Annotated in this window: 13 protein-coding genes and 2 tRNA genes; 10 read left to right on the top strand and 5 right to left on the bottom strand. The window is 50.8% G+C overall.

Translation table 11 applies throughout. The features are described from left to right. Positions 1-6 precede the first annotated feature (6 nt). From rnr to Pla110_RS08045, 7 genes are all read left to right on the top strand, one after another. Entirely contained in the window at positions 7-2367 is a 2361-nt protein-coding gene (gene rnr, locus Pla110_RS08075; RefSeq protein WP_144994967.1) for a ribonuclease R, read from the top strand. A 387-nt stretch (positions 2368-2754) separates the two neighbouring features. Beyond that, entirely contained in the window at positions 2755-3426 is a 672-nt protein-coding gene (locus Pla110_RS08070; RefSeq protein WP_144994965.1) for a succinate dehydrogenase cytochrome b subunit, read from the top strand. 99 nt (positions 3427-3525) lie between these two features. After that, positions 3526-5457, top strand: a complete 1932-nt coding sequence (locus tag Pla110_RS08065; protein ID WP_144994963.1) for a fumarate reductase/succinate dehydrogenase flavoprotein subunit — start codon at positions 3526-3528, stop codon at positions 5455-5457. 2 nt (positions 5458-5459) lie between these two features. Then, on the top strand, positions 5460-6227 hold the full coding sequence (locus Pla110_RS08060; protein ID WP_144994961.1) for a succinate dehydrogenase/fumarate reductase iron-sulfur subunit: 768 nt from the start codon (positions 5460-5462) through the stop codon (positions 6225-6227). A gap of 28 nt (positions 6228-6255) precedes the next feature. Further along, a complete protein-coding gene (locus Pla110_RS08055) occupies positions 6256-6783 on the top strand; it encodes a hypothetical protein (RefSeq protein ID WP_144994959.1) in 528 nt (175 codons plus the stop codon). A gap of 53 nt (positions 6784-6836) precedes the next feature. Continuing rightward, positions 6837-7847 carry a DUF1559 family PulG-like putative transporter gene (locus Pla110_RS08050; RefSeq protein ID WP_144994957.1) on the top strand — a complete coding sequence of 337 codons (1011 nt, stop codon included), beginning with the start codon at positions 6837-6839 and terminating at the stop codon, positions 7845-7847. A gap of 141 nt (positions 7848-7988) precedes the next feature. Then, positions 7989-9254 (top strand): hypothetical protein, encoded by a 1266-nt coding sequence (locus Pla110_RS08045; RefSeq protein WP_144994955.1) that lies wholly within the window; start codon positions 7989-7991, stop codon positions 9252-9254. An 84-nt stretch (positions 9255-9338) separates the two neighbouring features. Here the strand turns inward: Pla110_RS08045 and Pla110_RS08040 are convergent, their stop codons facing one another. From Pla110_RS08040 to Pla110_RS08030, 3 genes are all read right to left on the bottom strand, one after another. Next, the gene (locus Pla110_RS08040) at positions 9339-10040 is read right to left on the bottom strand and encodes a tetratricopeptide repeat protein (protein WP_144994953.1); all 702 of its coding nucleotides are present in this window, start codon (positions 10038-10040) and stop codon (positions 9339-9341) included. 84 nt (positions 10041-10124) lie between these two features. Continuing rightward, positions 10125-10454 carry a DMT family transporter gene (locus tag Pla110_RS08035; RefSeq protein ID WP_144994951.1) on the bottom strand — a complete coding sequence of 110 codons (330 nt, stop codon included), beginning with the start codon at positions 10452-10454 and terminating at the stop codon, positions 10125-10127. Positions 10455-10551: 97 nt separating this feature from the next. After that, positions 10552-10625 (bottom strand) — tRNA-Val (locus tag Pla110_RS08030). A 280-nt stretch (positions 10626-10905) separates the two neighbouring features. On the opposite strand from Pla110_RS08030, the gene Pla110_RS08025 reads away from it, so the two are divergent. Next, positions 10906-10992, top strand: a tRNA-Ser gene (locus Pla110_RS08025). Positions 10993-11087: 95 nt separating this feature from the next. Here the strand turns inward: Pla110_RS08025 and Pla110_RS08020 are convergent. Both Pla110_RS08020 and Pla110_RS08015 read right to left on the bottom strand, forming a co-directional pair. Beyond that, the gene (locus Pla110_RS08020; RefSeq protein WP_144994949.1) at positions 11088-11381 is read right to left on the bottom strand and encodes an ISAs1 family transposase; all 294 of its coding nucleotides are present in this window, start codon (positions 11379-11381) and stop codon (positions 11088-11090) included. A 148-nt stretch (positions 11382-11529) separates the two neighbouring features. Further along, positions 11530-12219, bottom strand: coding sequence for an ISAs1 family transposase (locus Pla110_RS08015; protein ID WP_197440583.1), 690 nt, complete (start codon positions 12217-12219; stop codon positions 11530-11532). Here Pla110_RS08015 and Pla110_RS22960 point away from each other — a divergent pair. Beyond that, positions 12218-12343: a hypothetical protein gene (locus Pla110_RS22960; RefSeq protein WP_261342400.1), complete on the top strand. Its 126-nt coding sequence runs from the start codon at positions 12218-12220 to the stop codon at positions 12341-12343. The two genes, Pla110_RS08015 and Pla110_RS22960, sit on opposite strands and share 2 nt — an antisense overlap. Positions 12344-12397: 54 nt before the next feature. Next, positions 12398-12769, top strand: a complete 372-nt coding sequence (locus tag Pla110_RS08010) for a hypothetical protein (protein WP_144994945.1) — start codon at positions 12398-12400, stop codon at positions 12767-12769. Positions 12770-13401: the final 632 nt, after the last annotated feature.

Genomic DNA, 13401 nt, shown 5'->3' with positions numbered 1-13401 from the left:
AAACATATGTCTGGAAAAATAATATTTCAAATCAAACAATATCTGGCTCAGTCCGATTACAAACCGATGACCGAGGAGATGCTGGCGAAAAAGCTGGATCTTAAAAAGAAAGAACGGTCGGCATTCGGCCAGGCCCTCGACCGGTTAATTGAGCGCGGGGAAATCAAGGTCGGCAAGAAGAACCGCTTGCGGCTTAAATCAACAGTCTCTCAGGAAGTCGTCGGTAAGCTGAAAAAGATTGCTTCCGGTGCTGGCTTCGTGATGCCGAATGAGCTTCCTCCTGATCTCAGCCCATCAGAGCGACGTACGCACGATATCTTTGTTGCCGCAGAAGACTTGATCGACGCCTGCTCCGGTGACGAAGTCGCTGCTGTCCTTCTCAAACGAACACGCCGCGGCGGACAACGATGCGGTCGCATCCAACGGATCATCTCCCGTGCGACGAATACATTCGTTGGTACGTATAAAGAAGATAACCACAACGGTTGGGTGCAGGTCGATGGCAACATCTTTCACGAATGGATTTACGTCGGCGACCCGGGTGCCAAGGGTGTTGAGCCAGAAGACACCGTTGTTATCGAAATGCTTCGATTTCCCTCTCATCAAGCGGAAGGGGAAGCGGTCATCACCAAGGTATTGGGACCACGCGGGGAACCTGGCGTCGATCTGCAACTCGTAATGTATGAATACGGCCTACCACAGGAATTTCCGGATGCTGTCCTGGAGGCGGCCAGTCAGGAAGCGGAACTATTCGACGAAGACGTTATCGGCGATCGCCTCGACCTGCGCGAAGAATTGATCGTCACCATCGACCCAAAAGAAGCCCGTGACTTTGACGACGCGATTTCGCTCAAGAAGAATGAAGCAGGCCACTGGGTCCTGGGCGTTCACATCGCTGATGTCGCCCACTTTGTAAAACCGGGATCGACACTCGACCGGGAAGCGACTCAGCGAGGGAACTCGGTCTACCTTCCGCAAATGGTCATCCCCATGCTTCCGGAGGTGATCTCCAATGGACTCGCTTCATTGCAGGCGGATCGAAATCGTTATGTGAAGTCGGTCTTTATCGAGTTCACTCCGGACGGAATCCCAGTACACACGGATTTCGCCAACGCCGTGATCAATGTCAAACGGAGATTCGCTTACGAAGATGTGATGCCGATTCTGGAAGATCCGGAAAAGCATGCGAATGATGTTTCCGCCGAAATTCGAACTCTTCTGGCGAAGATGTACGAACTCTCGCGTATCCTGCGTCAGCGACGCATGGCTCATAGTTCACTGCAACTGGAAATGCCCGAGATTCATCTCAACTTTAATAAAGAAGGCGAAGTCGCCGGTGCGGAAGAGGCCCATCATGATGAGTCTCACGAGGTCATTGAAGAATTCATGCTGGCAGCCAATGTGGCTGTCGCTGAAACACTGTCTGCCAAAGGAATCCCGTTTCCCCGACGCGTGCACCCCACTCCATCAGCGGTCAAGATGCAAAACCTGAAAGTCTTCGTCGAAGCACTCGGGTTTTCACTACCACAACCCGAGGACCGAAACGCCATCCGCGACTTACTCGCGGAGGTTCGGGGCACTCCTCTGGAAAGTCCCCTCAGCTATGCTGTACTCCGGAGCATGAAGCAGGCGATATACACCACCACCGAGGAAGGGCACTACGCACTCAATTTTGAGAACTACTGCCACTTTACCAGTCCAATCCGTCGTTACCCCGACCTGATTGTGCACCGCCTGGTCGACGATCTGATTCAAGGCAAAAAACGCAAAGGGCGCCAATCGCCCGAGGACATGGAAGAAGCGTGTAAACGGTGCAGCGAAACAGAACGACGGGCTGAAAAAGCGGAACGGGCCCTCGTTAAACTGAAACTGCTGCAATACGTCTCCACTCAAATCGGAATGCAATTCGACGCTATCATCACGGGCGTGCAACATTTCGGTGTATTTTGCCAGGGAATTGATATCCCGATTGAAGGCCTTCTTCCTCTGGAAGGACTGGCCGATCATGAACTTTTCGACTACGACGAAAAAACACTGACCTTAACCGGTCGCCGCAGCGCTCAAGTCTTTCGTCTGGGAGACGCCATTCGAGTTCAGGTCGGCAAAGTCGATCTGGAGAAACGCGAACTCGACCTCGAGCTAGTTTCGCATGAACCCTCAGTCCAGCTCAAAGCCCCTGCCAAAGGAGGCAATCCTCGTCAGAAGGAAGAGAGCAGGAATGGAAATAGAGGCCCGAAAAATCCGAATGCGCGAGGTCGGAAGGGGCCTAAAGGGGCTTCATCCGGTAGCAAGAAAAAAGGAGGCACTCGCTCTAAAACACCCAAAGGGCGTGGACCGTCCAAAACCAGACGTAAACGCAAAAAATAGTGTCTCGCGAAATATTACCTCCGAGTTTTTTCTGATACCAATTCTCAGTTCTGGCAATAAGTAGCTCCTGCGATTGAACTTATTGCCTCTTCTTCTATAATCGGGAGCGAATTGTTCGGGTAAAAGAGGTGGACTTGCTTGCAGGTTCGATCTAGTTAACTTAATGCAATCGAGTTGATGTGATTTCCACTTCTATCTCAGCCCGGATTATCATTCGCGATGTTTCTGACAGATCAATCTGGTCTGGCTAAAACATTACTGAGCGCGCCCTGCAATATTTTTTGTTCGTTAACGAACATTCATCGTCAGGGACATTATTTCAGGCGGAGACTCTATTTCAGTCGGGGATACGGGGGTCCGAATCCCTCTCAATAGGAGCTGATTTCCATGTGGCTGTTGAAAGCCTTAAAAAGTTCCATTGGCCAAAAGTACGTTATGGCCATATCGGGTCTACTGTTGTGCGGTTTTCTGGTCGCTCATCTGGCTGGAAACCTGTTGTTGTACGTCGGCCCGGAAATGTACGACGCATACGCTCACAAGCTGCATGAGAATGAGCAACTGCTTATCGTTGCCGAGCTTGGCCTGTTTGCGCTTTTCTTCCTGCACATCTACCTCGCGTTTTCGACAAGATCGATGAACACCGAGGCCAGAGGCGTGGGCTACCTCGAAAAGCAGTCTAAGATTGAAGAAAAGAAGCAGTACGCACTCCGCCCCCAAAACTGGATGTTTCTTTCTGGCTCCATCATCCTCGCTTACCTTATCCTCCATTTGGGGGACTTTAAATTCGATTTACGAATGAGCGAAACCAGCGAAATGGAACCATTCCAAAAAGCGGTTCATATCTTGAAGGATGGTATCAGCGTATTCGCCTATATCGTCGGACCGATAATTCTGGCTATCCACCTTTCTCATGGGGTGCAGTCTTCCTTTCAAACACTGGGATGGAACCATCCCAAATACAATAAACTGATCAGTGTCGGCGGCACCCTGTTTGCCTGGATCATCGGAATTGGTTTCGCCAGTTTCCCCATCTGGGCGCTGTTCATGAAAGGGGACTAGCGTCTCCTTTCGCCTCTGTCCATTTCCAAACTGAGTCCCTTCCGGATACATCCTGACAACTGGTTATTATCCAACTGCCTTGTGGCAAGGAGTCCTTTTATGGAGACCGTTTTCGAGAACACACTCGATTCCAACATACCTGACGGTCCGATGGCCCAGAAATGGGAAAATCATATCCGCCACCTCAAGCTGGTAAACCCGGCTAACAAGCGGAAGTTCAACATCATCGTGGTTGGAACCGGCCTGGCGGGTGCCTCAGCATCGGCCTCACTGGCGGAACTGGGTTACAACGTCAAGGCATTCTGCATTCAAGATTCTCCCCGCCGTGCGCACAGCATTGCCGCCCAGGGAGGAGTCAATGCCGCCAAGAATTATCCCAATGATGGCGATTCCATTTGGCGTCTCTTCTACGATACCGTTAAAGGTGGCGACTATCGCGCCCGCGAGGCCAATGTCCATCGTCTCGCCGAGATGAGTAACAAAATCATTGACCACTGTGTCGCCCTGGGTGTCCCGTTCGCTCGCGAATATGGCGGGACTCTGGCTAACCGGTCCTTCGGTGGGGCACAAGTTTCTCGAACATTCTACGCCCGTGGTCAAACAGGTCAGCAACTGTTGCTCGGTGCTTACAGTGCCATGATGCGACAAGTCGATCTCGGTAAGGTCAAACTCTTTCCTCGGGAAGAGATGATGGACCTTGTCATGGTCGATAACAACGCCCGAGGAATCGTCACTCGTGACCTCGTCAGTGGTGAATTTAAAACGTATGAAGCTGACGCTGTCCTGCTGTGTACTGGTGGCTACGGAAACGTTTATTACCTTTCCACCAATGCCAAAAACTGTAATGTGACAGCGGCATGGCGCTGCCATAAACGGGGAGCGTATTTTGCCAACCCCTGTTATACGCAAATTCATCCGACCTGCATCCCTGTCTCCGGCGACTATCAGTCGAAGTTGACTTTGATGTCCGAGTCACTCCGAAACGATGGTCGCGTCTGGGTTCCTAAAGCCAAGGGCGATAATCGATCGCCCCACGAAATTCCGGACGCAGATCGCGATTACTATCTGGAACGTCGATATCCCTCCTTTGGTAACCTGGTCCCCCGTGACGTCGCCTCTCGTGCCGCCAAGGAACGTTGTGACGAAGGTTATGGAGTGGGTGATACAGGCAAAGCCGTTTATCTCGACTTCCGCGACGCCATCAAACGGGATGGTGAAGAAACGATTCGAGCCAAGTACGGTAACCTCTTCCAGATGTACGAGAAGATCACTGGCGAGAACCCTTATAAAGTCCCCATGAAAATCTATCCCGCGGTGCACTACACCATGGGAGGTCTGTGGGTGGACTACAATCTGCAAAGCACCATTCCAGGCCTGTTTGTCCTCGGGGAAGCCAACTTCTCCGACCATGGAGCGAACAGACTGGGAGCGAGTGCCTTAATGCAGGGGCTTGCCGACGGTTACTTCGTCATTCCCCATACACTGGGAAATCATCTAGCCACAGCAACGCTTGATAAAATCGATACGACTCACGGAGCCTTTACGGAAGCTTTAGATAATTCCAAGGGCCGCATCGACGCTCTCTTGTCGGTTAACGGAACTAAATCGGTCGATAGTTTGCATCGCGAACTCGGTACGATCATGTGGGACAAGTGCGGAATGGGGCGAAACGAAGCCGGCCTGAAAGAGGCCATCGCCGATATCCGAACGCTACGAGATCGATTCTGGAAAGAAGTAAAGGTCATGGGCAAGGGAGCTTCCCTCAACCAGAACCTGGAGCATGCGGGACGCGTAGCGGACTTCATGGAGTTCGGCGAATTGCTCGCTCTGGACGCACTGCAACGGAAAGAGTCCTGCGGTGGGCACTTCCGCGAAGAGTACCAGACTCCCGAAAATGAAGCCCTGCGAAACGATGACGATTACGCTTACGTCGCCGCCTGGGAATTCAAAGGAGTAGGCGAAGAACCGGCTCTTCATAAAGAACAGCTCTCCTTCGAAGAAGTCGCATTGACGACGAGGAGTTACAAATAATCATGAGTGACGAACAACTCGACCTGACATTAAAAATCTGGCGACAACCTTCCAAAGACGCGAAGGGTGAATTCAAAAATTACAAATTGAAGGACGTCTCCACTCATATGTCCTTCCTGGAAATGCTTGACGTTCTGAACGAGCAACTGATCCAGGTAGGAGAAGAACCGATTGCGTTCGATCACGATTGCCGTGAAGGCATTTGTGGTACCTGCGGAGTGATGATCAACGGTCAGGCCCATGGGCCGGATCAGGGCATCACCACCTGCCAGTTACATATGCGACGCTTCCGCAATGGCCAGACCATCACGATCGAACCGTGGCGAGCCAAACCGTTCCCCGTCCTGAAAGACTTGATGGTCGAACGAACTCCGTTTGATAACATCATGTCGGCCGGTGGTTATGTTTCCGTGAACGTCGGTAATGCCCCGGATGCCAACGCGATTCCGGTTCCCCGCCACACTGCCGAAAAAGCAATGGATGCCGCCGCCTGCATCGGCTGTGGAGCCTGTGTCGCCGCCTGTAAAAATGCCTCGGCAATGCTGTTTGTCAGCGCTAAGGTTTCGCAAATGGCCCTGTTACCCCAGGGAAAAGCGGAAAAACAGGAACGCGTCATGCGAATGGTTACCCAGATGGACGAAGAAAGCTTCGGTGCCTGTACCAACACCTACGAGTGCGAAGCCGCCTGCCCGAAAGAAATTTCCGTCACGAATATCGCCCGCCTGAACCGGGAATACTTCAAAGCGACCGTCGCCTCCGACGTGGAGTAGGGCGACGACTCCACTTGGGAACTCCCTGATGGAATTAAAGTCAACGCATTGGTCATACAGTTTCGGAATTCACACTTCCAATCTGGGTGATCGATACAGGGAAGGTACCAATCCATTCACAGGAAAAACGACCCGGTTCCCCATCGACGACGGCTTGACTGATTCTGAAATCGCAGCCATAAAACAAGTCTTCAAAGACAATGGATTCAAGGGCCCTGAACCAGACGGCGATGGATATGCTATTTACGGACGAGACGGCTCCTCGTTACGATTTCGATTCAGAGATCTCGATTCCGATCCTCGCTGTGTGAGCGGCACCGTCGAGATTGTGGTCAAAAAACTGAACACCAAGATCATCGGCTTTGTCCTGGATGTGGCCCGCGCCGGTAACATGGTAATTACCAATGGTGTTCGCGACGCACTCGTTCTCGACCGCGATCCTGACGCCCAACTGAAGTCACGGTGGCCTGATGCAAAAAAGGTCTCGTCGGTATCAGAACTCGGGAACTGGATCACCAAAACCGTCTTTGGGCATCGCGTTCGACAAGATACATGACCGAAAACGGTATGTTCTGAGGCTACTCAAACGAATCAGTGCAGGAACGAGTCATGACCTACGATTTCCCGCCCGCAGACTACTTTCCCTGGCTCCACCTCTGGATCAATGTACTGATCATGCTCCCGATCCTCCTCTGGGGAGTCGGTTTGTTTCGCCGAAATGAAGAGAGCTACGCGACAGAACCTTCAAAAAGATTCCGGTGGTTCACGGCGATTCTAATTTCCTTCAGCGGGCTATCCTTCTTGCCCTTCTTTATGGTGTTACCTGTTGCACTTGGTGGTCGGCTTATGGAACAGTCTCGGAAGAATCCTCTTCCGTTTGTGATTCTTGCTGTGCTACCGATGTTCTTATACTGCTTCTCTAACTGGTATGTGTTTGCGGGATCCAGAGAAGCCGCGACACGAACAAACTGCCGAAAGAATCTGAAGCAAATCGGAACCATTTTTGATGACTACCATGAGGCACAAGGGCATTTCCCTTCTACAAGCTCTCCGACAACTGAAGGACATCAGGTCAGCTGGCGAGTCGAAGCTTCGAAGTGGTTACACGAACTTCAAAATGGATATGACCCATCGGCAACCTGGGATTCTCCTGCCAACCAACCGCTGCTTCAACAGAAACCTGATTTCCTCTACTGTGTCACACATAAGAATGTAGGCATCGACGAATCAGCATCCCATACCAGCTATGCGCTCGTCACAGGAGAGGGGACCATCAATCCTCCCTCCGGTCCACTCTCACGAGAAGAGATCACAGACGGCGTCTCCAATACGATCATGACGGGCGAGGTAGCGGGACTCCAGATTCCCTGGACCGAACCTCGCGATATCGATATCGACCAGCAACCCATCGGCATCAACCTCCCCGGCGATCAGCCCCATCAATCCCCCGGTTGGTTTTCTTCCTATCATCAAAACGGAGCCTTTTTCCAGATGGCCAATGGCAGCGTGCAATGGTTCAGCAAAAACACCGACCCCAAAATCCTAAGGGCCCTCGTCACGGCCAACGAAGATGAAGAAGAACCTTGGGCGACATCGTTAATTGACGGCTTACGATACTGACAGCCCCCTCAATTGTTTTCCCGCCTCCACCACTTTCTGCAGGTTTTATTGACATCTTGATTGAGCTATGTTCAGATATCGATACGTGTGAACAGATAGCTCTGATTTAGATAATATCAATGTTACCTTGGGAATTTATGAATGGGCCGAAAACCGACGTCTCAGACGAATCTCGATCCCTATTTAAAATGGTTAGGAATCCCTCTCCACAGAAGACCCCCAACTTATTTCGATCTTTTAGGGCTTCCCAAATCTGTAACTGACCGGGAATCCATTGAGATTGCCGCTCGCAAACAGAAGTCGGTCGTAACCTCATTTCGAGGTGGCGAACACGAAGAGTGGGCAGCCAGACTTACATACGAACTCGAAGAGGCCACGGTCTGTCTGCTGGATCCAACTTTGCGTCAACGGTATCGCCGAAGGCTAAGCCGTGCGTCAAAACAAGGACGGCTCTATTCTCAGAATGCACCCACTAAAAAATCCCTTCCCGCTTATCTTTATCGCCAAGTCGTGGGAGAAGAAGCAGGAATTGCTCGCGAATTTGCTGGGGTCATATCAGTGATCGTCGCTTGCTTTCTGATTGCTTTTCTCTCTTCGTCACTTTTCCCATGGAGTCGGATTAAAGAAGATCAATCTCTCGATCTTCGCGACGGTGATCCTGAACAAGTTGCCGTACAGCCCGGTATTGAAAAAGGGAACGATCGTCCAGTCGATGTCCAACTTGCCGGATTAAATCAGAAGGAAAAATCCCAGCGTACTGGAAAGAACGGTGGGGCAAACAAAAAAGTAACCGCCGTTCAAAAACCGTGGAAAGACCTACTTTCGTCGGTAAATCTAAACTCTGACGTATTCGCTGGGAATTGGAGACGTACGGGCGAAGGACTCAGCGCCGATCCAAATAATTATCATCATGCCGCTTTAAAGTTGCCCGCTCAAGAAGGTAGCTACGAATTTGAATGTGAATTCGAAATCACCTACCACGAACGGTATCCTGGAGTCGCATTCTCTATCCCTCTCGGAGAGACGCGTGGGCAATTCAGTTTCTGGGCTCCCGATTGGCTCCAGATCAAACACGTGCGTGATGGATCAGGCTCTACCAGAGGAACATTTTCGCCAGCAAAAAAACATATGGGCTTCAGTTCTTTTACTGATGGTACACCAATCAACTTCTCCAGACGAAAACGAGTCCGTCTTAACTTCAAGGTCGATGTCGAAGAAACGAAAACTCAAGTAACAGTCGCCATAAACGGTTCTCAAGTCGGCGATTGGAAGGGAGGCAAACAAGACATATGGGAACCCAACGATGATCTCAATTTATTTGAAGGGCGTTCCAAATCCGGAATTATAATCGCCACTGCCTATAAAACTGTTGCCGAGTTCCACTATGCTAAAATCCGCCCTCGATAAAGAATATGGCGAGTAACGACATGACAGATATTGGGAATCCCTCGTCACTACCAACAATGGAGAAGAAAATCACCGTCCTTATGATCACCGACTGACAGATGGCGACGCTGACAGCTCCCGCAATTGATTTCCCGCCTTCACGTGTCCCAGGATAATGGCCTGCTCCAACCACCTGCGAGCCTGTCTCACGCTTCGTCGGACACCATCTCCATCGCCATAACAGAGTCCCAGATTATAACAGGCGGAGGCATTGTCTTGATTTGCCGAAAGCCGATACCAATGGACAGCCTGTTCTTTATTCTGACTGATCCCCTCTCCTTCGTGATAGCAGTATCCCACCATGCACTGAGCTTCATCGTCTCCCAGTTCCGCCGCTTTAAAATACCAGCGAAAGCTCGTCCGGGAATTCGCTTTCACATGATGTCCCCGCTCGTAGTAGAGTCCCAGATTGTACATCGCGTTTCGATTTCCCAACCGAGCCGCTCGTTGAAACAACCTGTAGGCCTCGCCATAGGCAGGGGGACGTCGCGAGGCATACAAGAGTCCTAGATTCAGCAGGGCACTATCGTAGTTTTGCTCTGCCGCGAGCGAGTACCACTTTTCCGCCTGCTTCCGGGATTTCCCGACACCGTCCCCATAGTGATAGGCCAAGCCGAGCATATATTGCCCCCATACATCGCCGGCTGATGCAATCCTTTTCAACAGAACAACCGCTTCCGCAGACTGGCCTCTGTCCAATAAAACGTCTACCCGGTCGTACAAAGAAGCTAGTTCAGTGCTTTTCATAATGGCCACGTTCGGATTCAAACACGAACTGATCGTGAACTAAAAAAGTAATCGCTCAACATCAGTAGAGAGATGAGATGCTCGTTAATGCGAGACGCTACCGGAAAATAAATTGATCACCAGAACTCCGGCAATAATTAATCCCATTCCGATCAAGGCGGCGGTATCGAGCGTCTGCTTGAACATCACGAACCCGATGATGGAAATCAGCACGATGCCACACGCCGACCAGATCGCATAGACGATGCCGGTGGGGATTTTCTCCAATGTCAGTGAAAGGAGATAAAAAGCGATCCCATACGCGACGATCATTAGCAGAGTAGGGAAGGGGCGAGTCATTCTTTGCGACGCCGTCAGAGCGGTGGTCCCGATAACCTCTGCCACAATCGCCAACGCGAGAAATAGATATTCCATTTCTGTATCTTTCTTCCCCGCAAATGAGCTTAGACCACCCGAAAACAACAGACACGAAAAAAGGCATTTTACGATAATCGTAAAATGCCTTTTGAAGTGGGCGATGAGGGACTCGAACCCCCGACATCTTCGGTGTAAACGAAGCGCTCTAGCCAACTGAGCTAATCGCCCGATTATTTGCTCCCCACGACATTCGTGATGAGACCCGCCCTCTGGACACAAAATCCAACAGTGGGGTGCGTAATTTATCGGATAATTGTTCCGTCTGGCAAGAAAAGAAGGGCCAGGAAATGCAGGAAGAAGCAAAATCGTGCTGAACCCGCCTGAAAAAGTCGTCTCTACCTCTCAAGATACCGAGAAATTATGGAGAAGAGCGACTCCAAGTGGCGCCAAAGACTTGTGAACAGGCACCTTGCGCTGTAGAACACCTGAATAACGGAAATTCCGTTCCGGAGAGATGGCAGAGTGGCCGATTGTGCAGCACTGGAAATGCTGTGTCTCTTAACTGGGACCGGGGGTTCGAATCCCCCTCTCTCCGCTTGATTCAAACAGCTTTCCGTAGCCCGTTAAATATTAACAGGTTATGGAAAGCTTTTTTTATGGCTACAGGGTTTGTAGGGCAATCGCATGAACTTATGCTGTTATTCCCGTGAGATCGGGTAACAGATTCTCGAAACGCCAGCTGGCTTTGAGGCGTTTCGCGCGGAGGCTTCTCTTTTCGCTCTGGTCGCGCTTGACCAGCGACAACGCCAGACGCCGAAATATTGCCGCGTTTGCCGCCCCGTCCCCCTTACGGATCCGGCTTGTTTCTTCTGCAAAACTGACATCCAGGCTCCAGTGTAACTGGTTTTCAATCCGCCAGTGATTCCGCACATGACGAGCCAGCTGACGGACTTTCGGCGGCAGGCTCGAGATGAAATAAACCAAACTCCTCCGAAATCTTCCCGTTCACGGTCCGCTCGCGATAGACCATCCCGATCGTGCGCGCATCACACCATCCCCTCCGGCGGATCTCCGCCGGAGCCGGAAAGACGGTGTAACTGCGTAACTCTTCCCGGCCACCTCGCTGTTCGCGCTACGTATAACGACGTACGCGCGACGAACGGAAATCATCTTTAGTAAGATCGGCGAACCGGCCCTGGATGAGGTTATATAAGGTCTTCTGATTCCGTTTGACCGTCAACACATAGTCGGCCTCCTTCCCACGAATCTGTCTGGCGGTCGATTTCTGCGTATGCATCGTATCGAGCGTAACCACCGCTCCTGTCAATTCCAGCATCTGTAACAGTTTCGGGACGGCGGTGCGTTCGTTTGAACCTGCGGCGACAGGCAGCTGTCCCAGGCACAGGTGCAGGTCACCGGCCCAGGCGGTCACCACGTTCAGAGCCCCTTTCCCGGCGGCCGCGTCGAAGCTGCGGCGGAGCACTTTTCCATCCAGATGCACTCCCTGAACTTTAAGCGTTAACTGCAACGAATCGATCCACTTGATCAGACATTCGGCGAAGAGGACGGGATCGAGTCTGGAGAAGACGCGGCTGAAGGTGTCGTGCGACGGAATGCCGTTCGGCAAGGGCACGTACTTACGGAAGTCGTCGAGGTGCTCTCGCGCGTAGAGTTCGATGTCGGTCCAGGAGTCACAATTGGCGACCGCTCCGGAGAGGGCGATAAAGATCATCTCGGGGAGATCATAGAGGACTTTAGCGTCCTGCCTGGGGCCGGGGAGTTCGTCAAAAACTTGTAAAATGGAAAACGGGATGGTAAACATGACAATCGCTCTGCGAAAAAAAGGCCTCATTCCCTGCTCGTACCGGGCCTCTCCCGGTCACGAGAACCAATTCCCCACCAAAGCAAAACAGGGACCAATTCATGCGACTGCCCTGGATCTCTAGGACTTTGCAGGAGTCTTGCATCCAAGCAGGTTTGCGTACTTTTTGGAGAATTCAATGGAGATTTATAAGATTGATGACACCATCACCGCGTGTATCAATACGCCCTTAACACAAGCTGATATCAGCAAGATTGAAAACGACGGAATTCACAGAATTTGGATTGAGCCTGAGAAATCGGATTTTCGTATCACAAAACCGTTGAATTTGCGACATCTCGAAAAACTTCGTGTAAAAGGAGTCAAACAACCGTGGGCGGAAATAGTGGAACCAACCTGTTTTGAAGATCTTCCAGAGTTATGCGTCTACAACTCACCACATTTTTTAGACAGTATTGAACGTCTCGGAGCACTTCCATGTTTGATGTGGCTGGATATGATGTGGCTGGATATAGCGTATCAGTCAATCACCGATACTGTTGCTCGATGAGTTTGCTCCCAATCTAACTTGAAATCACTGAGCCTATTTAAAGCAACGGGGATAACCGACTCTTTAATTGCCTCACTCCGTTGTAAAGATACCTTAAAAAGTTTAGTTCTCCTTGAATCAGATGTTTCTTTTAGCGGTCCAGAGTTACGAGATGTGACTTTCCCCAAGGTAGGCCGACTGGATGTTTCTGCATCTCGTGTTTCCAGTCAGTCAGTCGATCTGATAAGAACTGTTTTTCCAAATCTTCAATTCTTTGCAGGATGGGAAACGGCGTTAACATTGGAAGACATCAAGACAATTGCGAAATGGGAAAAGTTGGTGAGACTTAGAACTGATACGCCTGAAATTGACTTCGACCTACTTGAAGGTCTCCTCTGGGATTGTCTAGGGGACGATAATAAACTTACGTGACTCTCTATTATCCATGTTCCTGGAGACCTTTAATATTCGAGAGTTCATACCTGCCCCTGAATGAAGTCTATGAACGCGACACGCTCGATGTGACAGGGGACGGACTGATCGAATTAAATGCTTCTAAAACTAACCATATCGGGTTCGTATTGACCCCATAAACGACTTGTGCGACAGTTCTCGCCCTTCAATCCAGCTGCCCGGTGGATCCATTTCCATCT

This window comes from Polystyrenella longa (genome assembly GCF_007750395.1).
Lineage (GTDB): Bacteria > Planctomycetota > Planctomycetia > Planctomycetales > Planctomycetaceae > Polystyrenella > Polystyrenella longa.
Note: the sequence above shows the minus strand (reverse complement) of the source record. Positions and strands in the feature narration are given on the sequence as shown.